The organism is Nocardioides pacificus, assembly GCF_054775955.1.
Genome location: NZ_BAAHCI010000008.1, coordinates 104,205 through 127,228, shown reverse-complemented (window position 1 = coordinate 127,228; position 23,024 = coordinate 104,205). Strand labels below are relative to the sequence as shown.

Annotated in this window: 24 protein-coding genes; 15 read left to right on the top strand and 9 right to left on the bottom strand. The window is 67.1% G+C overall.

Going from position 1 to position 23,024, the window contains the following annotated elements; all coding sequences use genetic code 11:
* Positions 1–960 precede the first annotated feature (960 nt).
* From ACYU7L_RS12735 to ACYU7L_RS12720, 4 genes are all read right to left on the bottom strand, one after another.
* Positions 961–1,746, bottom strand: a complete 786-nt coding sequence (locus tag ACYU7L_RS12735) for a TSUP family transporter (RefSeq protein ID WP_460797130.1) — start codon at positions 1,744–1,746, stop codon at positions 961–963.
* Positions 1,747–1,961: 215 nt separating this feature from the next.
* Entirely contained in the window at positions 1,962–2,726 is a 765-nt protein-coding gene (locus ACYU7L_RS12730) for an ABC transporter permease (RefSeq protein ID WP_460797128.1), read from the bottom strand.
* Between the two features lie 97 nt (positions 2,727–2,823).
* A complete protein-coding gene (locus tag ACYU7L_RS12725; protein ID WP_460797125.1) occupies positions 2,824–3,543 on the bottom strand; it encodes an ABC transporter ATP-binding protein in 720 nt (239 codons plus the stop codon).
* An 89-nt stretch (positions 3,544–3,632) separates the two neighbouring features.
* Entirely contained in the window at positions 3,633–4,574 is a 942-nt protein-coding gene (locus ACYU7L_RS12720) for an ABC transporter substrate-binding protein (protein WP_460797123.1), read from the bottom strand.
* Between the two features lie 614 nt (positions 4,575–5,188).
* Between ACYU7L_RS12720 and ACYU7L_RS12715 the strand changes: the two genes are divergently transcribed.
* From ACYU7L_RS12715 to ACYU7L_RS12700, 4 genes are all read left to right on the top strand, one after another.
* A complete protein-coding gene (locus ACYU7L_RS12715) occupies positions 5,189–5,548 on the top strand; it encodes a universal stress protein (RefSeq protein ID WP_460797121.1) in 360 nt (119 codons plus the stop codon).
* 84 nt (positions 5,549–5,632) lie between these two features.
* Positions 5,633–5,761: a hypothetical protein gene (locus ACYU7L_RS12710; RefSeq protein ID WP_460797412.1), complete on the top strand. Its 129-nt coding sequence runs from the start codon at positions 5,633–5,635 to the stop codon at positions 5,759–5,761.
* 465 nt (positions 5,762–6,226) lie between these two features.
* Entirely contained in the window at positions 6,227–8,905 is a 2,679-nt protein-coding gene (locus ACYU7L_RS12705; protein WP_460797118.1) for a cation-translocating P-type ATPase, read from the top strand.
* Between the two features lie 242 nt (positions 8,906–9,147).
* Positions 9,148–10,071, top strand: a complete 924-nt coding sequence (locus ACYU7L_RS12700) for a sodium:calcium antiporter (RefSeq protein ID WP_460797116.1) — start codon at positions 9,148–9,150, stop codon at positions 10,069–10,071.
* 19 nt (positions 10,072–10,090) lie between these two features.
* On the opposite strand, the gene ACYU7L_RS12695 is transcribed toward ACYU7L_RS12700, so the two are convergent.
* Positions 10,091–10,513 carry a universal stress protein gene (locus tag ACYU7L_RS12695; protein ID WP_460797114.1) on the bottom strand — a complete coding sequence of 141 codons (423 nt, stop codon included), beginning with the start codon at positions 10,511–10,513 and terminating at the stop codon, positions 10,091–10,093.
* A gap of 592 nt (positions 10,514–11,105) precedes the next feature.
* On the opposite strand from ACYU7L_RS12695, the gene ACYU7L_RS12690 reads away from it, so the two are divergent.
* Together ACYU7L_RS12690 and ACYU7L_RS12685 are read left to right on the top strand one after the other, a co-directional pair.
* Positions 11,106–11,699: a universal stress protein gene (locus tag ACYU7L_RS12690; RefSeq protein ID WP_460797112.1), complete on the top strand. Its 594-nt coding sequence runs from the start codon at positions 11,106–11,108 to the stop codon at positions 11,697–11,699.
* Positions 11,700–11,923: 224 nt separating this feature from the next.
* Positions 11,924–12,127, top strand: a complete 204-nt coding sequence (locus ACYU7L_RS12685) for a hypothetical protein (RefSeq protein ID WP_460797110.1) — start codon at positions 11,924–11,926, stop codon at positions 12,125–12,127.
* Positions 12,128–12,649: 522 nt separating this feature from the next.
* Here ACYU7L_RS12685 and ACYU7L_RS12680 read toward each other — a convergent pair.
* The 3 genes from ACYU7L_RS12680 to ACYU7L_RS12670 all read right to left on the bottom strand — a co-directional run bounded on the left by ACYU7L_RS12680 (position 12,650) and on the right by ACYU7L_RS12670 (position 14,843).
* Positions 12,650–13,351 carry a DUF3152 domain-containing protein gene (locus tag ACYU7L_RS12680; protein WP_460797108.1) on the bottom strand — a complete coding sequence of 234 codons (702 nt, stop codon included), beginning with the start codon at positions 13,349–13,351 and terminating at the stop codon, positions 12,650–12,652.
* A 777-nt stretch (positions 13,352–14,128) separates the two neighbouring features.
* Positions 14,129–14,362 carry a hypothetical protein gene (locus tag ACYU7L_RS12675; RefSeq protein WP_460797105.1) on the bottom strand — a complete coding sequence of 78 codons (234 nt, stop codon included), beginning with the start codon at positions 14,360–14,362 and terminating at the stop codon, positions 14,129–14,131.
* A gap of 157 nt (positions 14,363–14,519) precedes the next feature.
* Complete coding sequence (locus ACYU7L_RS12670; protein ID WP_460797103.1) at positions 14,520–14,843, bottom strand: hypothetical protein; 324 nt, start codon at positions 14,841–14,843, stop codon at positions 14,520–14,522.
* 25 nt (positions 14,844–14,868) lie between these two features.
* On the opposite strand from ACYU7L_RS12670, the gene ACYU7L_RS12665 reads away from it, so the two are divergent.
* Positions 14,869–15,117: a hypothetical protein gene (locus tag ACYU7L_RS12665; protein ID WP_460797422.1), complete on the top strand. Its 249-nt coding sequence runs from the start codon at positions 14,869–14,871 to the stop codon at positions 15,115–15,117.
* Here ACYU7L_RS12665 and ACYU7L_RS12660 read toward each other — a convergent pair.
* The gene (locus tag ACYU7L_RS12660; protein ID WP_460797411.1) at positions 15,010–15,261 is read right to left on the bottom strand and encodes an SHOCT domain-containing protein; all 252 of its coding nucleotides are present in this window, start codon (positions 15,259–15,261) and stop codon (positions 15,010–15,012) included. The two genes, ACYU7L_RS12665 and ACYU7L_RS12660, sit on opposite strands and share 108 nt — an antisense overlap.
* Here ACYU7L_RS12660 and ACYU7L_RS12655 point away from each other — a divergent pair.
* From ACYU7L_RS12655 to ACYU7L_RS12620, 8 genes are all read left to right on the top strand, one after another.
* A complete protein-coding gene (locus ACYU7L_RS12655; RefSeq protein WP_460797101.1) occupies positions 15,161–16,192 on the top strand; it encodes a response regulator in 1,032 nt (343 codons plus the stop codon). The two genes, ACYU7L_RS12660 and ACYU7L_RS12655, sit on opposite strands and share 101 nt — an antisense overlap.
* Positions 16,189–17,349, top strand: coding sequence for a sensor histidine kinase (locus ACYU7L_RS12650; protein ID WP_460797098.1), 1,161 nt, complete (start codon positions 16,189–16,191; stop codon positions 17,347–17,349). The genes ACYU7L_RS12655 and ACYU7L_RS12650 overlap by 4 nt, the downstream gene beginning before the upstream one ends.
* Positions 17,350–17,570: 221 nt before the next feature.
* A complete protein-coding gene (locus ACYU7L_RS12645; RefSeq protein WP_460797096.1) occupies positions 17,571–18,272 on the top strand; it encodes a hypothetical protein in 702 nt (233 codons plus the stop codon).
* 9 nt (positions 18,273–18,281) lie between these two features.
* On the top strand, positions 18,282–19,712 hold the full coding sequence (locus ACYU7L_RS12640) for a 4Fe-4S binding protein (protein ID WP_460797093.1): 1,431 nt from the start codon (positions 18,282–18,284) through the stop codon (positions 19,710–19,712).
* Between the two features lie 124 nt (positions 19,713–19,836).
* Entirely contained in the window at positions 19,837–20,715 is an 879-nt protein-coding gene (locus ACYU7L_RS12635; RefSeq protein WP_460797409.1) for a F510_1955 family glycosylhydrolase, read from the top strand.
* Between the two features lie 130 nt (positions 20,716–20,845).
* Positions 20,846–22,063 carry a YVTN family beta-propeller repeat protein gene (locus ACYU7L_RS12630; protein ID WP_460797090.1) on the top strand — a complete coding sequence of 406 codons (1,218 nt, stop codon included), beginning with the start codon at positions 20,846–20,848 and terminating at the stop codon, positions 22,061–22,063.
* Between the two features lie 183 nt (positions 22,064–22,246).
* Entirely contained in the window at positions 22,247–22,534 is a 288-nt protein-coding gene (locus tag ACYU7L_RS12625) for a metal-sensitive transcriptional regulator (RefSeq protein ID WP_460797087.1), read from the top strand.
* A gap of 60 nt (positions 22,535–22,594) precedes the next feature.
* Positions 22,595–22,987 (top strand): heavy-metal-associated domain-containing protein, encoded by a 393-nt coding sequence (locus ACYU7L_RS12620; RefSeq protein ID WP_460797085.1) that lies wholly within the window; start codon positions 22,595–22,597, stop codon positions 22,985–22,987.
* Positions 22,988–23,024: the final 37 nt, after the last annotated feature.

Genomic DNA, 23,024 nt, shown 5'->3' with positions numbered 1-23,024 from the left:
TGGCACCGGCGTGGTCAACCGGGGACCACGACCGCGGCGTCGTCCTCGAAGGGCCGGTCGGCTTCTCGTCGTGGGGCCGCTGCCCCCTGTTCCGCTATGAGGTTCGCTGCTGGAGAGACGGAACGATCCCTGACGCCGCCACGGCGGTCGACAGTCCCTGCCGCGTCGGCCACACCCGGGCCCAGGCCCTCCGGGTGCTCGCCCAAGTGCCGACCTTTCCTGCGGCGACCTGGGGCCGCGACGAGCTGCACACAGGTGAAATGTGGAACTCCAACTCGCTCACCTCCTGGCTTCTCACCCGCAGTGGGCACGACCTCGCGGCGATCCAGGCGCCCGACGGTGGGCAAGCGCCCGGGTGGGCCGCTGGGGTGACCGTCGGCAGGTCTGCTCCGACTCGCTCTCACCGGCCAGACTGAGCTCGGACGGCGGTTCGTCTGGAGCCTGGTGTCGGCAACTTGCCGCGAAGTCCAGGACTGGGCGCCCGTTGCGTAGACGCCGACGTCGAGCCAATGAGCGCACTCCGAGGTCTATTGCTGCTGCCCTGCTGATCGACGAACGTCCCGAGGTCGTCCTCCGGCGCGAGCGGGTCGGTGACTGGGAAGGTGACCTGATCACCGGCACCGGGGGCGCGTCGGCCATCGGCACCCTCATGTGCCGACGCTGACCTGGGACCAGGGATCGGAGAAGGCCTCCCACGACCTGATCGCCGATCTCTTCCGAGACGGCGTCTTCTTCGCACACCCCGGTAAGCCCTGGCAACGCCCGACCAACGAGAACAGCAACAGCCTGCTGCGCCAGTACTCCCGAAAGGTGCGGACCTCAGGACCTACACAGTTGAAGACCTGCGCCACACCACCTCGAATCCGCCGTAGAACCCGCCGTAGAACCCGCCCGGCAATAGGGGGTCAGTCTTGGCTAGGCGTTGACAGGACGCCCGGCGCTGGGTGGATCCGGGGCCGATCAGACGAGGGCCTGCCCCAGGTACAGTCCGCCGATGCTGATGGCCATGCAGCCCAGGAGAAGGCGGAGAGCACGGTCGGGCAACTGCGCCTGGAGTCGGGCGCCCAAGTAGCCCCCAACCAGCCCACCCAGTCCGCAGGCCAGTCCGACAACCCAGTGGGGCGCAATCGCGCCGTCCGCGAACAGGGCAAGCACGGTGAATGTTCCCGCACCGACGATCGACGTCACAAACGTGCAAGCAAGGGCTGCCGGGGCCACCACTGCAACGGCCATGCCAGATCCGACCAGGATGGGACTCAGGATCGATCCACCGCCGATCCCGTAGACGCCACCGAGCGCGCCAACGCCGAGTGACAGCGTGAAGACGCTACGGGGTGCCAGCCGGCGAGCTCGTCTCTGCTGCGAGATCGTGCGCCACACCAGCCAGAGCCCCAACACCAGCAAGACCACACCTGCGATCGTGCGGAAGGTCCGCGGGCCCGGCAAGAGGAAGACTCGGATCGCGGCGCCAACCATGACTCCTGGCACTGTTCCTGCGAGCATCAGACTCGTCATTGGCCCGGATAGGAGCCCGTTTCGGGAGTACTTGAACAACGCTCCGGGACTGGCGATCACGTTATAGAGCAGGTTCGTTGCAGTCACCGCTGGGTTCGGGACAGCGAGGACGGATAGTTGGATGGGCAGCATGAACACGGCCCCAGATACACCCACAGGAGCCGTCAAGGTAGCGATCACCAGCCCGGCGGCAAACCCCAAGACGAGATCCGCAAGCACGAGATCCCCCATTCTCCCCACCACCCGAACACCTGTCGCTTGGTTCGGACCGGCGCATTCACCTGGCTTCGGTCTGCCGGGACGTGTTCGGAGTGGTCCGCGGCGCCGTTCGCACCCAGGCGTGAGCGCCGTTCATCTCCGCCTGAATGCGAAACCGTCGCCCAACTCTCCCTGATGAGAGATCGTCTCCCGCTCCGCGTCCCCCTGAGCTTGGCCCGTCCATGACCTTAGGACGGAACACTCTCCAGGCCCGTCAGGCCGCGCGTGCGGCGGACCCGGTTGGTGAACGAGGAGAAGATCGCATCGACGACCATGCCGATGATCAGGATGACGATCATCAGAGCAAGGACCAGGTCAGCCTGTCCCAGGTTGCGGGCGTTGCTCATGTCGCTTCCGAGCGCAACGACACCGGGCACACTGACCAGCAGCTCGCCTGCCAGCAGGCTGCGCCAGGAGAATGCCCAGCCCTGCTTGAGGCCCGAGACGTACGTTGGCAATGCGGCCGGCAGCACCACGTAGCGGTATTGGTCGACACCCCGCGCCCCCAGCATGTGACCGGCCCGCAGAAGATTCGGCGGCACCTCGTCGATACCGCTGATGATGCCGTTGGCGATCGACGGGGCGGCGCCCAGGACGATCACAAAGGTGATCGCGTTCTCGGTCAGGCCGAAGAGCAGCAGCGCTAGCGGGAACCAGGCCACGGACGGCATCGTCTGCAGCCCGGTGATCATCGACCCGATCCCGGCCCGAAGTACGCGCCACCGGGAGACCGCAATCCCCAGCAGGCTGCCGATGACGAGCGCGATCATGAACCCGAAGATTCCCCGGCGCAGAGTGGTTGCGAGCGAGCTCCACAGCCGGCCGTCCGGATCGGCTGCCGCCTCCCAGAGCCGAGAGAACGTCGGCCCGGGGCCGGGCAGTAGATAGTCAGGCTTCCAGCCCGACCACGCGACGACCTGCCAGACGCCGACAGCGATCCCGACGGCCAGCACCTTGGGCCACATAGCCGCCCACAGCCGTACCCCCACACCCCTTGGCTTGGGGGGCTCGAACGTAGGCGGAACCTTTGATTCCGCCCGCTCCAAGATGTCAGCGGACATGTCGGGCCACCTCAGCCTTCAGCTCTTCGGTCAGGCGACCGGACATCTCCGCCACCTGGGGGTCGTCTTGATGGCGCGGGCGCGGCAGGTTGATGTTGTACTCGCGCTTGACCCGTCCGGGACCGGACTCCATCAAGATGGTCCGGTCCCCGAGCCGTACCGCCTCGCGGACGTTGTGTGTCACGAAGACGACCGTCAGGCCGACATCGGTCCAGATACGTTCGAGCTCGTCGTGCATGTTGTCGCGGGTCATCGCATCGAGGGCGGCGAACGGCTCGTCCATCAGCACGATGTCGGCGTCCTGGGCTAGGACCCGAGCCAGCGCACCACGCTGCCGCATCCCCCCCGACAGCTCGTGGGGACGGCGAGTGCCTCGTCCCCCGAGTCGCACCATCTCGAGCAGCTCCTGGACTCGGGGACCTCGCTCGGAGCGCGGCATCCCCTGAAGTTTGAGGGCCAGGTCGACGTTCTGCTCCAGCGTGAGCCAGGGAAAGAGGGCTGACTCCTGGAACATGAAGGCGACCTTGCGCCCCCCGACGTCGACGGTTCCCGCACTCGGCATGTCGAGACCGGCGATGAGGTTGAGCAGGGTGCTCTTGCCGCAGCCACTGGCACCCACCAGACACAGAAACTCGCCTTCGTGAACGGTGATGTCCACGTCGTGGAGCGCAACCGTGTACTGGTTGCCGGCGCCGAACTTCTTGGACACGCCCGCGATCGTGACCGCGGGCCCGCCCGAGCGCACTGGCTCGCGGGGAGGCGCTGATCGCGTCAAGGAACGTCGAGCACGGGTCGAGGTCATGGCCCCGACACCTCCTGCTCGCCGGCCGCGGCCAGGAGCTCGTTGAGCGCGCCCAGGTCGTAGAGGTCGGCGAAGTCTGCCTCGACAGGATCGATGACCTCTACCTCCTCGGCGTGACGCGCACTCTCGAGCAGGGTGCTGGCCAACGGGTCGTTAGTGAAGGTGAGTGACTCGAAGGCTGAGGTGAGCGTCTCGGCAGGCAGCTCGGACTGGGTCAGCTCGAGCAACTGCTCACCGATGATGGCCTTGGCCTCGTCGGGGTTGTCGTTGATGAAACTGGTCGCTTCGGCGTGGGCCTCGAGAAGGCTGGCGACGAGGTCGGGCTCCTCCTCCAAGAACTCAGTGCGCACGATGAGCTGGGTGGTGACGAACTCCCCGTCCGGCCACAGCTCGGCCTCGTCGAGGAGGACCTTGCCGCCAGCTTCAGTCAGGATGGCGACGTAGGGCTCCGGCACCCAGGCGCCCGCGATATCGCCCTGCTGGAAGGCCTGCACGGTGACGCTGTTGTCCTGCCCGAGGATCGAGAGATCGCCCCCGCCGTCGGTGTCGGTCTCAAATCCCTCGCTCTGGAAGTAGTAGCGGGCCGCGATGTCCTGGGTGTTCCCCACCGACGGGGTAGCCACGATCTTGCCGCGCAGATCCTCGATCGACTCGATCTCAGGTTGGACGACGAGCGCTGCGCCGCCCGAGGTGGCCCCGGCGATCACACGCACTCCCTCACCGCCGGACTGAGCGAAGGCGGTGACCGTCGGCGAAGGGCCGATGTAGGTCGCGTCGAGGCCACCCCCGAGCAGAGCCTCGATGGTGTCCGTCCCGGAGTTGAAGTCCTGGGCGATCAGTTTCGCGCCGTCCTCGGCTAGAGCATCCACGTAGAAGCCCTCCGCCAGACCGACCAGCGGAGTGCCGTGGGTCAGATTGGGGAAGTAGCCGAGTCGCACCTCACCCCCCTCCCCGGAGACGGAGGCCCCGCCAGACCCTGTGTCGGCGTCGGAGTCACCACCGCAGGCGGCGAGGCTCAAGACGAGAATCGAGACGGCTGCCAGTGCGGTAACGCGTGGCCGGCGGGCCATGGGGGACGAAGGCTTCATTCGGGACTCCAAAGGTCTCTAAGTGCTCTGATACGCCTATGTTACGTGATTTGGTAGTCTTTGGCGACAATATGAGGCATGGCCGAGGGTCCGACGGAGGGTCCGCCCTCCCCATCGAGGCAACGCACGTGCGCGTGCACCCGTCCCCCGATGATCACCATGACGCGTGGCAACTTGGGGTCGACCGCGCCCCAGGTGCTCGAGCAGGTCCGCGTCGGCGACGTCCTGCATCGCGACGAGATCGCTGCACCCTCCCCCTGAGCGTGGCGACAGTGGGCCGAAGCGTGGGCCAACTGACGAAGGCCGAGATCCTGGACGAACGGCCCGATCGCCACGGGCCCCCTCACCATGCATCAGACCGGAGGCGCACGAGGGTGACGTCCCAGGGCTGACGCTCCCGACCAACCCCTGGCAGTCCAGTACCAACGCAGGGGACTGCACCACAGATCAGATGTCACCTATCCGTGCAGCAGTCCCGATCGCGCGGCCGTGGAGCACTGCGGAGTCTGCTGCTGGGATCCGTCAGTACTGCGGTGAGTGCGCACGCGGCATGCCCGGTGGCGGTTTGTCGACCCGCGGCCGACACCCACGCTCGACCCGGGATAGTGGTAGGGGCCGACGCCACACCTGAGTCGCGACCGGTCCTCGAGTTCGCCTATCGCCAAGCCTCCCTGCGCGAGGTTCACCTCACTGTTCTTCACTGCTTCTGGGATGCAGCAGCCGCCGTAGCCCAGTTCCGCGAGGCCAGGGGTGAGACGGCTGTCGAGCCGGAGTTGGAGGATCTGCGCGCCGTCCTTTCGGCGTCTGTCGCGGGACTCTCCTAGCGGTACCCAGACGTGGACGTGACGCTGTCCCTCAAGCACGGCTTGGTCGATGAAGCGCTCAGTCCACGTCGTGGCGGCTCCGACATGATTGTCGTGGGACGCCACCCCATACCTTCGCTAAGTTGCGTGCTCATCGACTCCATCGCCTCCGCGGTGATCGAGCGGGCTCACTCGACAGTGGTCGTGGTGCCCGAGCAGGCGCGGCCGGACTAGCCGGCGGATCTCGTAGGTGCCTCAAGCATCCGAGGGTCAGCACCGGATCGAACTCGAGTTGCCCGCATGGCCGCGGCACACGTGAAGCTGCTTGGCCGTGAGCTGCGCCGGTGCTGACGTTGAGCGGCTTGACCGACCGGGGGGGACCTGCAAGGGACATTTGACCCTTGGTTGGGGGCCCTCGATCCGGAAGGTTGAAGGTACTGAAGGGGAGTACCCCAACAACCATGCGTCGTCAGCCCGGCCCAACTAGCCCGGCGTACGGGGCGGTCTCACCGCCGGGGAAGACCTTCATCGGGGTTCCGACTACCGATTGAGGCGAACCATGCACGACACCCCAGGCACTCGCGGGATCGTCTTGAATCCCGGCGGCGGCATTCGCGTCGCTTTCGATGTCTCGCATTGCACACGCCGACTTCGATGGCGCCACCAGGGGCTTCCAGAGCTGACGCGTCGGGTGCTCCGATGAACGTCGTCGGTGCTGGTGAGACGCATGCCGATCGCTCCATCCCGGCGGGGGCGCATCTGCTGGACTCCGCGATGGTCGCTGATGAGCTGGGGGTCGACCCGGCGTACGGCCTCACAGATGCGCAGGTTGCCCTGCGACTGGAGCAGTTCGGACCCAACCGACTTGCCGAGAAGCCACCTCGCGCGGGATGGAGAGTGTTTGGCGACCAGTTGCGCAGCGGACTCTTCCTGATCCTGCTCGCCGCCGCCGTGCTCGCCTCCCTAGTGGGCGACTTCAAGGATGCGGCGATCATCGGCGTCGTGGTGCTCATCAACGCGACCATCGGCTTCGTTGAAGAACGCAAAGCGACCCGGAGCCTCGCCGCGCTCAAGCAGCTGCTGGTCGCGATGGCGCCCACCCGTCGCGATCACGCTCTCGTCACCGTGCCGTCGGCCGAATTGGTCCCCGGGGACGTAGTGGTGCTGGATGCTGGCACCCGGGTTCCAGCGGATGGCCGGCTGCTGGAAGCCCATGACGCTGCGGTCGACCAGTCCTCGTTGACCGGGGAATCCATGCCGGTCGTCAAGCGCACTGAGACGTTGGTCGGCGAGGTGGCCTTGGCCGACCGCACGAACATGCTGCACGCGGGCACAGTGCTGGTGCGGGGCCGATCGGAGCTGCTCGTCACTGCCACCGGAATGCACACCGAGGTCGGAAAGATCGCAGGGATGCTGTCTGACACCGTCTCGCCGCGTACTCCCCTGCAAAGACAACTCGATGTCGCTGGACGCCGAATCGCGCTCATCGGCATCGCCGCGGTGATCCTCTACTCCGCCGCCGCAGCACTGCGCGGCGAAGAGCTGGCGGATATCGCCTTGCGCGGCGTCGCTCTGGCGGTGGCAGCAGTCCCCGAAGGGTTGCCGGCGGTTCTTGCGCTCGTTCTCGCAGTGGGAGTGCACCGAATGGCGGACCATGGCGCCATCGTCCGACGTTTGGCATCCGTGGAGACCCTCGGCTCCGCCACTGTCATCTGCACCGACAAGACAGGCACCCTGACCTGCAACCAGATGACGGTGCGGCAGCTCACGACCGCCACCGAGACGGTGGGTGAGCAGGTCGACGACCCGGGTACGGCCCAACGGCTCCTTTCAGCATTCGCGCTGTGCAACGACGCGGCCGGCGTCGGCGCCGATGCGGTCGGTGACCCGATGGAAGTGGCCCTTATCACCGCCGCGGCCGAGCACGGCCTCGATGTGCCCACCCTCAGGACGTCTGCACCGCGAGTGGCTGAGCTACCGTTCTCCGCCGAGGCGAAGTACATGGCCACGGCTCATCCCCGCGACGCAGGCATCGTCGATCTGATGGCCAAGGGGGCCCCCGACGTGCTGCTACGCCGCTGTGGACGAGCACTCGTCAACGGCACAGAGGTCCGCCTGGACAACGGACTCAGGACGCAGATACTCCAGGCGGTCGAAGAGATGGCCTCCGCAGGGTTGCGGGTCCTGGCCGCCGCCGACGCGCATGCAGTTGCGGCACCCCCCGAGTGGACCACGAAAGCCCTCGCTGGCGCGGCACAAGACCTGGTCTTCCTGGGTATCGCAGGCATCGCCGACCCACCCCGCCGAGAAGCAGTCGAGGCGGTGGCTCTCTGCCACCGAGCCGGCATCGCGGTCAAGATGATCACCGGTGATCACGTGGCCACTGCGGCCGCCATCGCCGCCGAGGTCGGCATCACTGGTCGGGCCATCACCGGTGAGCAACTCGACACCATGAGCGCAAGCGAACTCGAGAGCCTCGTCGACGACTTAGGCGTCTTTGCCCGGGTGACCCCCGCACATAAGGTCGCCATCGTTGCCGCGCTCACCGCAGGTGGTCATGTCACCGCCATGACCGGGGACGGCCAGAACGATGCCGCGGCCGTCCGCGCCGCACACGTAGGCGTTGCGATGGGTCGCACCGGAACCGACGTCACCAAGGAGGCCGCCGACCTCGTCCTGACCGATGACAACTTCGCCACCATCGTCCGTGCGGTCCGGCAAGGGCGCGGAATCTACGACAACATCGTCAAGTTCATCAGGTTCCAGTTGACCACCAACATCGCAGCCATTCTCACCTTCGTCGCAGCCGTCCTGGCGGGGCTCGCGGCACCGATGACCGCCGTACAGGTGCTATGGGTCAACCTGATCACCGACGGGCCGCCGGCGCTCGCCCTCGGCCTGGACAGACCAAACCAGGGCACGATGGACCGACCACCACGGCCCCCCAACGAGCGCATCCTGTCCTGGCCGCGGTTGACCAGAATGGCGATCATCGCCGCAGTCATGGCGGCAGGCACCCTCACCGTCCTGGCAAGCGTCGACCAGAGTCGTGGCATCCCCTACGCAACCACCCTCGCGTTCACCACGTTCGTGCTGTTCCAGGTCGCGAACGCATTCAACGTCCGCAGCGAGCATGAGTCGGCCTTCTCGAGTGCTGTGCCCATCAATCTCTCGCTGCTCGGCAGCCTGGCGCTCGTAGTGGCCCTTCAGGTGCTCGTGGTCCACGTTTCGGTCGCCCAGGACCTGTTCGCCACCGTGGCCCTCGACCCCATGCACTGGGTCGCCGCAACCGGGATCGCATCGCTGGCGCTGCTCACAGGAGAGATCGACAAGGCGATCCGTCGACGCAGTGCGGCGAGACGTCACCGTGTGGGGTGATCTCAGCCCGAGGGCACCCGGGTTCTTGTGTGAATGAGGCGAGCTGGGAGCCAAACTATGAAGACGCGTAGCAGCACCAAGTCGCGCAGCCCATTGAGGCACACGGCGATCGCTCACCGGCACGACGTCAACGCCAGTGTGCATCCGGTGAGACACGCCCCTACGTCCGGCGAGAACCGCAGCCGTGCGGCCCATCTCCCAACAGAGACCGCCCAGGCACCCGCGACACCGATCAGCCCCCGATGAACCTACTGGTGCTGGCAGCGGGGGTGTTGGCTGCCGCGGCCGGCGGGGAACTGTTTGTGCGCGGGGCCGTGGGGGTGGCCCTCTGGGCGCGGGTCCCGCCGGGCATCATCGGCGCTACTGTGGCGGCATTCGCCACGTCCAGTCCCGAGTTCTCGGTGGGCGTGCAGTCCGCCTTAGCCGGGACCCCTGTCATTGCGCTTGGCGATGCGCTCGGCAGCAACGTGATCAACATCGCCTGCGTTCTGGGGATCGTGCTCGTCATGGGACCGCTGGTGGTGGACAGGCGCGAGCTGCGCCGCGAGCTCAGCTTCGCTGCCCTCGCGCCGGTGCTGACGTTGCTAGCGCTCGTCGACGGTGAGCTGGTGCGGTTGGAGGCAGTCATCCTGATCGGGGTCTTCATGGGCTGGCTGGTGCTCGTGACCAACGCCGCCCGCAAGGCGCGACAAGACGCGGTCGAAGAACTCGGCGCGAGCACGCGGTGGACCGCGCTGTTGAGCTCTATCGCAGGTCTGGCACTCCTGGTCCTCGCCGGTCGTCTCATCGTGCTGGCCGCCAAGGGTATCGGCGCAGACTTGGGACTCGACCCCTTCGTCGTCGGTGCCACCCTCGTCGCTGTTGGCACGTCGACGCCCGAGCTAGCCACAACGATCATCTCCCGCCACCGCGGCCACATGGAGATCGGTGTGGGCACCCTGTTGGGAAGCAACGTCTTCAACAACCTATGGATCGTAGGCGCGGCGGCGTCTATCCATCCGATCAGAGCCGACGTGGCAGAGGTGCTGCTCGCTATCCTGGCGTGCCTCGTCGCGCTGGCGCTGATCACACCCTTCCGAGGTTCAGCGCATGGCAGGATCCGGGGAGTCCTTCTACTCGTCGTCGCCGGCGTGTACATGCTCGGCACGGTGTATATGGGGACGTGAGGCTCCATCCGGCCAGAAGTCACCCACTCTTGGCGACAAGCACTGAGCACGGAGCGTGCTGTACAACCGCAGCGGTCACCGAGCCAACGAGCAACCCTCGAATGCCTCCCGTGCCGCGCGCGCCCACCGCCACCAAGTCGGGGGAAAGGTCGGCGATGGTGGTCAAGATTGCGGACCGGGTGTCGAACTCCGCGGTATGGGCAAGCGCGGCGATCACTTCGTGCGTGACCTGTTCGACCCCATGCCGGCGCAGCTGCGTGACGGCCTGCTCCACTGCGGCTGCGGTCTGGTTCCGCTCGTTATCAACTCCCAGGACCGCGACGCTGCAGGACGCGAGCCAGGGCAGCGCCAACAGCGTTTCAAGTGCCGCCTTCGCGTGGTCGGACCCGTCCGTGCAGAGCAGCACATTCCTGGTGGTCTTCGCCGAGCGCACTACGACCACTGGCGCCAGGGGACGATGTGCCCCAATGAGCCACCTCGTAGTACTCCCGACGTGTAACTGCTGGAACAGTCCATGACCGCGGGGACCGACCGCTACCAGCGCAGCGTCGTCGCACGAGTCGAGCGCCAGGCGCGGATCGGTCTCGGCGATCAGATGCTCAACCTCGACCTCCTCGGCGAGGAGTAGTCGCGGGTTCGGGGGCTCCCAGGGATGGAGGTGGGCCCTCTCCGGCCCCACGGGTGCACCGATCTTGGGGGGGCGGGCAGTCACGACGGAGATTCGCCATCCCGGCCAGCGGTGGTTGTTCACCCAGAGCCACACCACGTCGGCGGCTGGAGAGCCATCGTCGCCCACCACCAGCCTCGGGACGGCAGACGCCGAACCCCACGGCGCGGCACCCGACTGCTCTTCCTGTTCAGCGCACATGGTGGTTCCCTCCCGCGGCGTTGCCGGGGACGACATCAAGCAACGCTTCGTCGCCCTTGCCCTTGCAGCATCGCGAACTGGCACGAGAGGGACCAGAGTCCTAGGTCCTCCCCACTCTGGACGGATGACCGCTGCGTTATTCGCCCGGCAGTGAAACCATGGGGATATGGACGAGCGGACCGTGTTGTTCATCGTGCTGTGGGCGCTGGGGCTGATCTCGGGATTCTGGATGGTACGTCGCGGCCACGATCCTCGTTGGATCTACCTTGGTGCCCTGCTGGGCCCGATCTTCGTGCCGATCGCTATAGAACGCGTCCGAAGCCACCCCATCGTGATCGGTGACGTCCCCACCCCGGTCCACAATCGCGGCCTGCGGGTGCTGGTCGGGTACGACGGATCGCCTCAGTCCCGAGAAGCGGTTGCAGCGGCTCGCCGACTCTTCGCCTCGTGCACCGGAGAGTTGGTGCTGGCACAGGTCGTGTCCTACGACGCGGCCGAGGAACAGAACCACGCGGACGTCGAAGCCGCCCGCCGCCGACTTTCTGAAATGACCTCTTCCCTCGGCGTGGCTGAAGCGACCTTCGAAGTGCTCGCGGGGCCACCGGCTAAGGCCCTCTGCACCTTGGCCCGCGAACAGGACATGGATCTGCTGGTGGTCGGACGACGTGGCCGAGGGCTCTCCCAGCGTGTGCTGGGCAGCGTCGCGGAAAACGTCGTCAAGAACGCACGCCTGCCGGTGCTCGTGGCGCACAGCGCCTAGAGATGCAATCTGCCCGCAGACCGATCGGGCAACTCCACCAGGCCGGCCTGCGACGGGCTCGGGGGCAGACCCAGCCCCTGGGGCCCCAGCCCTGGCTGCGCAGGTCATAGATCGTCTGAGCGCTCACCTGGAGGTGGGAGCACGACTCGGTCAGCGACCAAATCTCCTCGATGAGTGTGAGTTGGCCTAGCGCTGTTGATTGCTGCCGACGCTTTGGAGGCAGCATGACCGGCCTTGCCGACGACTGGGCCAGCTGGGCCAGCCATTGCGAGAGCCGCCGCGTGTCACGGCCCGAGTTCGTGGCCTGCCAGCTGGTCATGACCGTCGAGATTCACGGCGAGACCGTGCGCACAATGTGCACCCACCTTGCCACCGGGCATGTGCAGGACGGTGCGCAGGTGCTTCCCTTCCGGCGCCGGTCAGCGTGATGGAGGCGCCGAGCCGAGCCGAGCTGCTGCGCGCTAGCCGCTGCGGTCGCAAGCTGGCCCACAGCGAGGTGGTTGCAGCTCTCGCTCACACACGGCGCGCGTGGCCGAGTCGTGAAGACGCCCCGCGCTCCAGCGCGTACGTACCTAGGCAGCCTTTTAGCAGATTCGTAGCAATTGGCCGCAGAGCGGGAAATACGAAACCGCTCCTGATCTGCGTTTCCGCAGGTCAGGAGCGGTTCCTTCGGTCGGGCTGACAGGATTTGAACCTGCGACCCCTTGAAGCACGTGCCATGGCCACTGCTGACCGGGCCGCTTGCCATTTCTTGACGGGGTGTGGGCTGACCTGCGAAAACGCTCCACTCTGAGTGACCGTACCGCTCGCGCCTTTGATCCCGCGCGAGCCGAATGGACCCCATCCGCCCGCGTTTTCGCGACATAAATGCGGCACGGCTCGAATCTCGTTCGCCCGTCGACGACTGGGATCAGGTCTCGACTCTTTGGCCCGCTCCAGGCGGCGCGGCCCTACTGGAGGTCGACTACTGCTGGCCAGGGGTTCGGCTTGCATCCGGCGAGACCCTTGGTCTGTTGCATCATCACCGGTGCCGAACGTCCCGATCCCGGACAGGCGACATGGGGGTATCCCAGGGCGTGTCCGACCTCGTGGTTGACCAAGTACCGGCGGTAGTCCTTGAGCTTGTTCTCGTACCCAGTTGCACCGTTGACCCAGCGCCAAGCGTTGAGAACCACCAGATCCTGATTTCGACACGAGAGGCGGCCTTGAGTGTCAAGGGGTGCGCAAAGTCGGTCGGTAGTAGTTGGCGAAGCGATGAGGACGCGTACGTCGGGGTGTTCCTGGACTTGGACCAGTCTGTGATCGGGGTCCGCAGCCCAGCCCCGGGCGTCGGTGAGCGTGGATTTCACACTTCGGGCGATCGTGGACGGACTCAAGGGGAGCCCCTGCTCCACCTCCACCTGGAAGGTAGTTGAGGCAGCGGCGACAGCGCTCGATGTCGGCGAGGCCGGGGTCACGATGAAGGTGCCTGCTGCGGACTCGGGGATCGCGCGTGGTTTCCGCTTCGCTTCTCTTCTCGGTGCTCGGAGGTCACCTTGCGCTTCGGGAGGTGGCGGGGTCGAACGCTCCGGACTCTGATCTGGCGGCGTCGGTGGGCTCTCGCGCTGACTGGGTGCACCAGGGGTGCTGGTGCCCTGCACCCCGCCGCCCATTGGCGCCGCTCCCAGCGTTGCGCCGATCGTGGTCAGTGTGGCCAGGGCGATCGCACTGCCAATGATCAGGAGGCGTCCATTCCCCGAGGCTGGCAGAGCTTGACTGCGGGGAGCGGAGCTCGGCGGGCGCCGATGAGCCCCATGTCGTCGCGTGCGCCCAGTTGTCTCAGCGCGGTGGCGCGCCTGGACGTTGCTGCTCATTGTGGCCTTGGGCGCGAACGGGAGGAGTGTCGCTGGAGCAGCAGGGCGGGGGTTAGGTCGCTGCATTCAGCGGCACGCCGGCATGTGGGAATCGAGCGGCTCGTCACGGGCGCCCGTGAGTGACAGGCCTTTGGCGAAACCGCATCTCGGTCTTGGCCCGCGGCGATTCCTCCGTTCGAGCAGCGCCCCACGTCGCCATGCTCGATATCCCCGCGCCGTTGCCGCGCGCCTCTTTTCAGGTCGCACGGTGGCTCGCGGCGGCGTGTTCGCCATCGGACTCTCCTTCGTGCTCGTGGTCGGGCCCAGTGATCCCAGAGCTAGAGCCTCCCGGAGAGCGGTGGAGAAGCAAGGGAGTTGAGATCAAGATTCTCTGAAGATTTCTCACGGTCGAGCTGTCGAGCCGCCCATCGCGGGGCCCCCTGGTGGCATGCACCTCTCGAACGGGGTGCGTCGTGGGGCACGTGATGTGCGGCCCCGTTCGTTCCGACATAGATGCGCTGCTGGCCTTGCGGGCGGACAGTGGGGGGTACGCAACACCACCTAGTTGTACCCGGCCAAGACGTTGCTAGCGGCGAGTCACTGGTGACGGTGTCCGCCGGGCATCGACATCATCATCATCGCCATCATGGCGGCGCACAGCAGTGCAGCCACGACCGCGCCGCCGCCTACTGCACCTGTCAGGAACAGCGCGACTGCGATCGCAATCATCGGGACGCACATGAGCATCATCCATCCGTGCCCGCTGTGCAGAGTTGGCTTTTCGCCCGTGGGATGGGCGGTGTGCTGCTCGGTGGTGTCGTGAATCGTCATCAGGGGCTGCCTTCAGGGACGAAGTGACGTGCTGGTGAGTGATGTTGGCAGGGCAGCGCCTCTGCGCCGAGTGGCGGCGAGGTGAGCCTCGCCGCCACGAGTCGTAGCTTGTGGATCGCAGCGATTGCGCTCGGTGCCTGGGAGTTGCTCATTGGAGTCACGGATGGTGGGTGTCGTGGGCGGGGTCGGTCGGACTCGTTTGCGTCGGTGCCGGTGTGCCCGGATCTGGTCCTGGCTCACTGGTCCCGACGGTCAGCGCCGGTCCGAGGACGAACGTGGAGAGCGAGAACATCGCCGCGAAGACCGCGACTGCGATGGCTGGTGCCTTCCACGTGCCGAACCTGCGGAAGAGCCGCAGCAGCAGCGGAATGGTGAGCAGCAGCCCGGCTGTGCCGAAGATGAGGTTCCCCGCAACCCCGGCGACGAGGAACGCACCCGCGAAGATGCCCACGTGGTGCAGCACATGCGGGAGCAGACCCATCACAGCTCCGAGCGCTGCTGACACGGTGTTCCACACGCTGAGCAGCCAGCGCTTCGCCGATGAGGCGTCCGAGTCGGCGCCGAGACTGCCAGGTCGGCTGTTCGAGTCGGTATTCGACGTTCGCAGGGGCGCGTTCGCGGGCAGTGGCGTCGACATCAGTGGATCCTCAAGCGTGAGCGACGGGGTAACCGCGAGGAGTCTCCTGGAGGGCTTCGCGCAGGGCCCGGTACTCCTCGGCGGTGAGCTCTCCACGTGCGAGTCGCTCGTCGAGTAGATCTTGCGGGGACCGGTGCGGGGCGGGGGTGTCGGTGTGGAACATGGTGATGATCGCAGCGACCACCAGCCCCCAGAACGCCACCATCGCGAGCATCATCATCAGCCAGCCGCCCCAGCCGATCCCGTCGTGGTACCAGCCCATCATCTTCGTCAGCTCCTTTCCGGATCTCGGATCGTTCCTTGGTTGGTGTCACTCTCCGCTCCGCGCCCGGTGGAACGCGTCGCCATCGTGTGAAGATCCGCTGAAGGTCCTGTTCGAGGCTCCCGGGAACGGACTGAGCAGCCGTGCCTACTGCCACGATGGGGTCATGACGAGTTCCTCAGCCCACGGAAGCGCGGCCGATCCCAGGCCACCCGGTCAGGGGGCGGGACTGCGCGCCATGGTCGTGGAGGATGAGGCGTCGCTCGCTGCCCTGGTTGCGAGCTACCTGGAGCGAGCCGGGTTCGAGGTGACGGTGAGCCACGATGGCGCCGAGGCGGTCTCTGTGGCGCGACACGTCGATCCCGATGTCGTGGTGCTGGATCTGGGGCTCCCCGGGCTGGACGGGATCGAGGTGTGTCGCCGGCTGCGCACCTTCAGCGACTGCTATGTCGTGATGCTGACCGCACGCACCGAAGAGGTCGACACTCTTATCGGGCTGTCAGTAGGCGCCGATGACTACATCACCAAGCCGTTCAGCCCCCGGGAGCTGATCGCCCGCATCCAGGCGATGATGCGTAGACCCCGGACCTCCCCGGCTGCGGGGGGCTCAGCCCAGCAAGCGGACAGCACGAGAGTGTTCGGGTCGCTCCACGTCGACCCGGTCGGTCGCGACGTGTGGTGCGACGGTGAGGCGGTCGCGCTCACCCGTACCGAGTTCGACCTGCTCGCCACTCTTTCGGCGCGTCCGCAGATGGCGTTCAGCCGGGCCCAGCTCATCGAGGCTGTCTGGGGGCCGAGCTGGGTCGGTGATGAGCATCTGGTCGACGTGCACATCGGCCACCTGCGTCGCAAGATCGGCGACGACGCGAACCAGCCGCGCTTCATCCGTACCGTTCGTGGCGTGGGGTACCGCATGGGCGTTGGGGCATGAGCTCCCCCACGTCCACCGATCCGTCCACGCGACGCGCTGGCCGTGGGTTCGCGATCCGGCTGATGACCGCGCAGGCGCTGGTGCTCGGTGCCGGTGGCCTGACCACGTGGCTGGTGGCCTCCGCAGTGGGACCCGGCATCTTCCACGAGCACCTCGAAGAGGCTGGTGACACACACACCGCGGACGAGGTCGGGCACATCGAGGAGGCGTTCGCCTCCGCTCTTCTCTTCTCCGTCGCGGTCGCACTCCTAGCCTCGGTGATCGCCGCGCTGGCTGTGTCGTGGTACCTCAGCCGTCGGGTACAACACTCGATCGCCAACGTCACCACTGCGGCAGCCGACATCGCGTCAGGCAGGTTCCACACCAGGGTCCCGACCTCAGGCCTGGGGCGCGAGTTCGACGCCCTCACCGAGGGCTACAACAGCCTGGCCGCACGTCTCGAGGCCGTGGAGACAACCCGGCGGCGCATGCTCGCCGACCTCGCCCACGAGATGCGTACACCGTTGGCCACGATCGACGCGCACCTCGAGGCAGTGGAGGACGGCGTCCGCAGGCTCGATGACGACACGATGGGTGTCCTGCGCACCAGCACCACCCGGCTGCGCCGACTCGCAGAGGACATGTCGGCGGTCTCGCACGCGGAGGAGGGCAACCTCGAGATCCACCCCCACGACACCGATCCCACTCTCATTGCCCGAACCGCCGCCGCAGCCGCGACCGACCGGTTCACAGCGAAAGGCGTCCATCTTCGGACCCACCTGATGCCCGCCAGCACCATGCGCGCCGACCCCGACCGAATTGGGCAGGTACTCACCAACCTCCTCGACAACGCCCTACGCCACACCCCACCCGGGGGCACCGTCACCCTCACCTGCGAACCAGGCCGGCGCGGGAACCCCAAGGCCCCAGCTCACGTCACCTACGTCGTTGCCGACACCGGGGAGGGCATCCCCGCCGAGCACCTCCCCCACCTCTTCGACCGCTTCTACCGCGTCGACACCGCCCGGGACCGCGGCCACGGCGGCTCCGGCATCGGCCTGGCCATCACCAAAGCAATCGTCGAGGCGCACGGCGGCACCATCACCGCACACAGTGCCGGTGCCAACACTGGGGCCACCTTCACCGTCGAGATGCCCACTCAGCCCGACCGACGCTGAGCCCCTCCCCCGCGGGATGTCTCAAGCACCGCTGAGGCTTCGCACACTGCCGCCTCTCAGCCAGACGGCGGCACGTCTGCACCCATGTAGCCGCGCGGTCTCCGGTGTCTGGCCTTACCAGGCAGGACCGACCTGGGCGAGATATGAAGGTCGTATGTAGGTTCGATGCAGAAGCCCGAACTCTGCGTTGAGAACGAGTTCGAGCAGGCACGGTTGAGTACGTGATCCAGCCCAGACGGCCCTCCGCCCGCATCTCGGCCGCCGCGTCGATGGCCGTGCTCGGCGTGGTTGTCCTCGCCTCAGCGCCCATGGTGCCCGCGGCGGCTGTCCCCCATCCAGCGGATGCGGCGATCGTGACGCGGATAGGGAGTGGCGCTTCCTTGGCCGGCGAGGGCGACCACGCCACCGTCGAGGAGGGCGACCACGCCACCGTCGAGGAGGGCGACCACGCCACCGTCGAGGAGGGCGACGAAGGCAGTGGAGTCGCGCCGTGGCCTGAATGGGCCAAGACCGGCGCCCCGGCTGAGGAACACGCCCACGACAGCACCACGCCGGGAGGCGCCGGAGCCACCTCGGACTCCGACTCCCAGCACGCCACGCACGGTGGCGGCAGCGCCGATACCGGGACAGACGTCCCCTCCACCGGTGCGGACTCGACCGAGCATGGCGGCCAGGGCCACGACTCTGGCAGCAGCGGAACGGGTGGCCACGACGAGGAGGTTCCGGTCCAGCCACGCCCGCGAGCGCTGGTGCTTGGCTCCTTCGCCGCCGTCAACGCCGGGGTCCTGCTCGCCGCTGCGTTCATTCGCCGCCGGACCCGGAGCGAGGTTCAGCGGCGTAAGTCTGCCCGCGCCGCCGCGCTGCGCGGCACCGCAAAAACCCGATCTCCCCAGCCCGCCGCCCCGGCCCAGCCCCAGCACTAGGACCTGACGATGCCCACTGCAACTGGCGCCCCCCTGAGCTGTCCCGACGCCACGGACCCCGACCTGGTCGAGGACACCAGCCCCGCGCCAGTAGGGCGCAACCTGATGGACAACCGGGTCTTCGCCCGGGTGATGCGCAGCCGCTTGTACCCCGGCATCCTGCAGATCCCGATCGCGATGGTCTTCGGGCTGGTGGCCTTCCAGCTGCTCGTCGGCCCCGACTCCGCGCACGACAACGCCGGCACCGCCCTGATGTGGGTGCTGTGGTGGCCACTCATCCCGATCGTGTTCGTGCTGCTCGGGCGCTTCTGGTGCGCAGTCTGCCCGTTCGGGTGGCTCTCCGACCGTGTCCAGTCCCTGGTCGGGGTGAACCGCCCCGTTCCGGCGTTCCTGAAGAAGTACGGAATCTGGATCATCGACGCCCAGTTCCTCGCCATCACCTGGGCCGACCACGTCTGGGGCATCGTGGAGTCACCGTGGGGCTCCGGAGTCCTGCTGCTGCTCCTCACCACCGCCGTGATCGTCTCCGGTGCCTTCTTCCAGCGCCGCACCTTCTGCCGCTACCTGTGCTTCCTGGGCGGACTCTCCGGCAACTACGCCCGCACCGGGGCGGTCGAGTTACGCGCCGACACCGACATCTGCCGCACCTGCACCTCTCGCGCGGCCTGCTACAACGGCACCGACAAGGTCGCCGGCTGCCCGCTGTTCACGTTCGCGCGCACGATGGACTCCAACGCCAACTGCAACCTGTGCGCGAACTGCATCAAGGCCTGCCCCAACGACGCCATCCAGATCCGGGTCCGCAAGCCCACCTCGGAGCTCTGGTTCATCCGGAACCCCAAGATCGAAGAATCGTTCCTCGCGATGGCGATCATGGGCATCGTCCTCATCCAGAACCTCACCATGCTCGAGGTCTGGAACCGGATCCTCGATTTCATCTCAGCAGCCACCGGCATCACCAGCTACGCGGTCATCTTCACCGTCGCGTTCGTCGTCGCTGTGTCCCTTCCAGTCGGACTCCTCGCCGCAGCCTCGTGGTTCGCCTCGCGCGCAAACCTCGAGACCACCTGGAAGAACTTCGCCCGCTTCGGCTACGCACTGATTCCCCTCGACGTCGCCGGTCACATCGCCCACAACCTGTTCCACCTGCTCGCCGAAGGAAAGGCGGTCATCTTCACCGTCGGTGGCCTGATCGGGTTCGAGGCGCAGGAGGGCGCGTCCACCGCCATCGTCGAGACGGGCACCATCCAGATCCTGCAGTACGCGGTGCTCGCTCTCGGCGTCGCCGGATCGCTGTACACCGCCAAGCGCATCGCGCACCGCCGCTACCGCACCCAGGAACGGCGCAGGGCCACGCTGGCGCCCTACCTGATGGTCCTCAGTGTTCTCGCGGCGCTGAACGTGTGGATGTTCGCTCTCCCCATGGCGCACCGCATGTGACTTGTCCCTGCACCGCACCGAGCAGGGCTGCGAGGCCATCGCTTGCCCGGCTGCCCTGTTCAGGACCGCCCCGTCCCCCCCAAGCCGACCACCTACCAGCCCCATTGCCGATCAGGAGAAGTCGATGCCCCGCATCCGCCCGTTGTCCCTTGCCGCCGCCACGCTTGCCGTGGCCGTACTGGCCGGATGCGCGGCTCCAGGGACCGATGAGTCGAGCGTGATTGAACGCAACGCCGCAGGGCTTCCTGTGGTTCCGGAGGAAGCCGGGCACGTGCATGGCATGGCGGTGAACCCCAGCGATGGGCAGTTGTATCTCGGCACCCACGGCGGGACCCTCATTGTCGACGGCGACACCATCACCACGGTCGGAGACAGCACCATCGACCTGATGGGGTTCACCGTCGCCGGAGCCGACCACTTCTATGCCAGCGGTCACCCCGGCCCCGACGACGACCTGCCCAACCCGGTCGGCCTCATCGAGAGCACCGATGCCGGTGAGACCTGGACACCGCTGTCGCTCACCGGGGAGTCCGACTTCCACACCCTTGGCGCAGCCGGTGGGCAGGTGTACGGGTTCAACGGCCAGCTCGTCGGCACCAACGACGGACGTACCTGGACCCCCGGAGCCCCCGACGTCGCCCCCGCCTCACTGGCGATCGACCCGGAGCTCTCGAGCCGCGTCGTGGCGACCACCCAGCACGGCCCTGCGTTGTCCACGGACAGCGCCGCGACGTTCACCCACCTCGAGGACGCCCCCGTGCTGCTCTTCGTCGCGTGGCCGGCCCCCGACCAGCTGTGGGGTGTCTCCCCGGAGGGGACCGTCCACCACAGTGGCGACGCCGGGAAGACCTGGACCGAGAAGGGTGATGTCGATGCGCCGGCAGCATTCACCGCCGCCGCGAACGGCACGGTCGTCGTCGCAACCCAGACGGAGATTCTGACCTCCACCGATGGCGCGGCGACCTTCAGTCCGGTCGCCGAGGTCACCGGTGGGGGGCACTGAGGCGCATTCGGCGAACTTCATAGAACCTTCACCGCTCCTCGACCAGACCCACGTGCCCGACATCGACGGTGGACTCACCCACCCCCTGCGCGAGGCCCCTGCCAGCGCTCACCATCTAGGAGCCTCCTCCATGCCCGACAGCCCGCACGTTGACCACCCGGCAACCGATCCGTCCAGTAGACGACGGCTCGCTCCACGGGTCCTCGCCGGACTCGCGGTAGCCGCCGTCGCCGCCGGAGCCGTCCTCGGCGCCTCGACCCTCAGCAGTGGCGACACCGACATCACCCGGCGAGACACCCGGCCCATGCTGGTCGGCGCCAGCGAGGTCGCCGGGACCGTGTGGGTGGCGAACGAGAAAGACGGCACGCTGACCGCGATCGACGCGGCCACGAACAAGGTCACCACCACGGTGCGAGGCGTCGAGGGTCCCCACAATGTTCAAGTCGCGCCCGATGGTGCGGGCGTATGGGCCGTCAGTGGCCACGACGGGCTCGCCGCGATGCTCGACTCCCAGACCGCATCCCTGCACGGTGCCGTCCCAACCGGCGCTGCCCCGGCCCACGTCGTGCTCAGCCCCGACGGAGCCACTGCCTACGTCACCAACGGAGCCGACGCAACTGTCACGGCCATCGACACCGAGACCATGACTGCTGTCGCCACCATCCCCACTGGGCAGGGCCCGCACGGGCTGCGGCCCAGCCCTGATGGTCGCTGGCTCTACGTGGCGAACGTCGCCGACACCACTGTGAGCGTCATCGACACCCGCAAGAACGCCCGTGTCGAGGACATCGAGGTGGGCAACGCGCCTGCCCAGGTCGCGTCCTCCCCCGACGGCCGCTACGTGTACGCCTCCCTCAACGGCGACGACGCCGTCGCCAAGATCGACACCAGGAGCCGCAAGCTGCTCGGCACAGTGCCGGTCGGAGACGGCCCCATCCAGACCTATGTGACACCCGACGACCGCTACCTTCTCGTGGCCAACCAAGGCACCGAGGACCAGCCAGGGACCACGGTCTCGGTCGTGGACACCGCGACCTTCACCGTCACCGCGACCGTGGAGACCGGCCAGGGAGCACACGGGGTCGTCGTCGAACCCTCGAGCCGGTACGCCTACGTCACCAACCTGTACGGCGACGATGTCGCGGTACTCGACCTCAACACGCTCAAGGTGGTGGCCCGAGTCAAGGTCGGCGACGCACCGAACGGGATCAGCTACTCCCCCACCCCGATCACCGCCCAGACGTCGCAGGTGAGCATCGACCTACCCGAGCCCCCCACCGACGCCGTCGCCGATGAAGACGACGAGCACACCGAGGACGGCGACACCGACGACGAGCACGGCCACTGAGGCCGACCCGGTCGCGTAGGTCGCGAGCGTCGAGGCAGAGACGCCCGGCCGCGACGCGGCCGCCACCACATGGGTCATGAAGGTTCCGTGAAGTTCCCCAAGCATCTCTTGTGACCGATACCCCCCGGGGGTAGTGTTCCTGACATGTAACGGTACCCCGAGGGGGTATCCAGGAGGTGTCAGATGACGCGCACCGAGCCCGGCTACATCACCGACCAGCGGGCGGTGCTGAGCCGGCTCCACCGCATCGAGGGTCAGATCCGGGGCCTCCAGCGCATGGTGACCCAGGAGGTGTACTGCCCCGATGTGCTGATCCAGGTCTCCGCGGCGACCCGAGCCCTGGAGAGCGTCGCACTGACCCTGCTGGACCAGCACCTGCGCCACTGCGTGGGCGGAGCACCCGGCGACGTGCTCGCCGAGCAGAGACTCGCCGACGCATCCGCCGCGATCGCCCGCCTGGTCCGTTCGTGACCCACCCCAAGACCCCCACGGCCAACCATGCCGTGGCAGCTCGCCGACGAGGAGAATCTGATGAACCACCCGACGCACACCGAACTTCCACTGGCCGGTTCCAGCAAGGACAGCGGTGGCTGCTGCGGTGGCGGTACCGGTGGCTGCGGCTGCAGCTCGACCAGCCCCACCCACGCCGATGAGACCGCCTCGGTTACGGCAGGAGACCGAGGCAACGAGCAAACCATGACTGCGGAGGGAACCGCCCGCGCCTTCGGTGTTACCGGCATGACCTGCGGACATTGCGTCGCGGCAGTGACCGAGGAACTCAAGCAGCTCCCCGGCGTCACCCACGTCGGGGTCGACCTCGTGGCCGGCGGCGCCTCCACCGTCACGATCACCGGTACCCAGAGCCTCGACGAGGCCCTCGTCGCCACCGCGCTCGAAGAGGCCGGCGACTACCACCTCGTCTGAGCACCGGAGGCCACCTACCGGCCCCACCATCCGATGC

Excerpts from the sequence above, each read along its gene's own strand:
- ACYU7L_RS12735 (WP_460797130.1), bottom strand. The coding sequence starts at position 1,746 with ATGGGGGATCTCGTGCTTGCGGATCTCGTCTTGGGGTTTGCCGCCGGG.
- ACYU7L_RS12710 (WP_460797412.1), top strand. The coding sequence starts at position 5,633 with ATGATTGTCGTGGGACGCCACCCCATACCTTCGCTAAGTTGCGTGCTC.
- ACYU7L_RS12705 (WP_460797118.1), top strand. The coding sequence starts at position 6,227 with ATGAACGTCGTCGGTGCTGGTGAGACGCATGCCGATCGCTCCATCCCG.
- ACYU7L_RS12700 (WP_460797116.1), top strand. The coding sequence starts at position 9,148 with ATGAACCTACTGGTGCTGGCAGCGGGGGTGTTGGCTGCCGCGGCCGGC.
- ACYU7L_RS12690 (WP_460797112.1), top strand. The coding sequence starts at position 11,106 with ATGGACGAGCGGACCGTGTTGTTCATCGTGCTGTGGGCGCTGGGGCTG.
- ACYU7L_RS12685 (WP_460797110.1), top strand. The coding sequence starts at position 11,924 with ATGACCGGCCTTGCCGACGACTGGGCCAGCTGGGCCAGCCATTGCGAG.
- ACYU7L_RS12680 (WP_460797108.1), bottom strand. The coding sequence starts at position 13,351 with ATGGGCGGCGGGGTGCAGGGCACCAGCACCCCTGGTGCACCCAGTCAG.
- ACYU7L_RS12675 (WP_460797105.1), bottom strand. The coding sequence starts at position 14,362 with ATGACGATTCACGACACCACCGAGCAGCACACCGCCCATCCCACGGGC.
- ACYU7L_RS12670 (WP_460797103.1), bottom strand. The coding sequence starts at position 14,843 with ATGGGTCTGCTCCCGCATGTGCTGCACCACGTGGGCATCTTCGCGGGT.
- ACYU7L_RS12655 (WP_460797101.1), top strand. The coding sequence starts at position 15,161 with ATGGTGATGATCGCAGCGACCACCAGCCCCCAGAACGCCACCATCGCG.
- ACYU7L_RS12660 (WP_460797411.1), bottom strand. The coding sequence starts at position 15,261 with ATGGGCTGGTACCACGACGGGATCGGCTGGGGCGGCTGGCTGATGATG.
- ACYU7L_RS12650 (WP_460797098.1), top strand. The coding sequence starts at position 16,189 with ATGAGCTCCCCCACGTCCACCGATCCGTCCACGCGACGCGCTGGCCGT.
- ACYU7L_RS12640 (WP_460797093.1), top strand. The coding sequence starts at position 18,282 with ATGCCCACTGCAACTGGCGCCCCCCTGAGCTGTCCCGACGCCACGGAC.
- ACYU7L_RS12635 (WP_460797409.1), top strand. The coding sequence starts at position 19,837 with ATGCCCCGCATCCGCCCGTTGTCCCTTGCCGCCGCCACGCTTGCCGTG.
- ACYU7L_RS12630 (WP_460797090.1), top strand. The coding sequence starts at position 20,846 with ATGCCCGACAGCCCGCACGTTGACCACCCGGCAACCGATCCGTCCAGT.
- ACYU7L_RS12625 (WP_460797087.1), top strand. The coding sequence starts at position 22,247 with ATGACGCGCACCGAGCCCGGCTACATCACCGACCAGCGGGCGGTGCTG.
- ACYU7L_RS12620 (WP_460797085.1), top strand. The coding sequence starts at position 22,595 with ATGAACCACCCGACGCACACCGAACTTCCACTGGCCGGTTCCAGCAAG.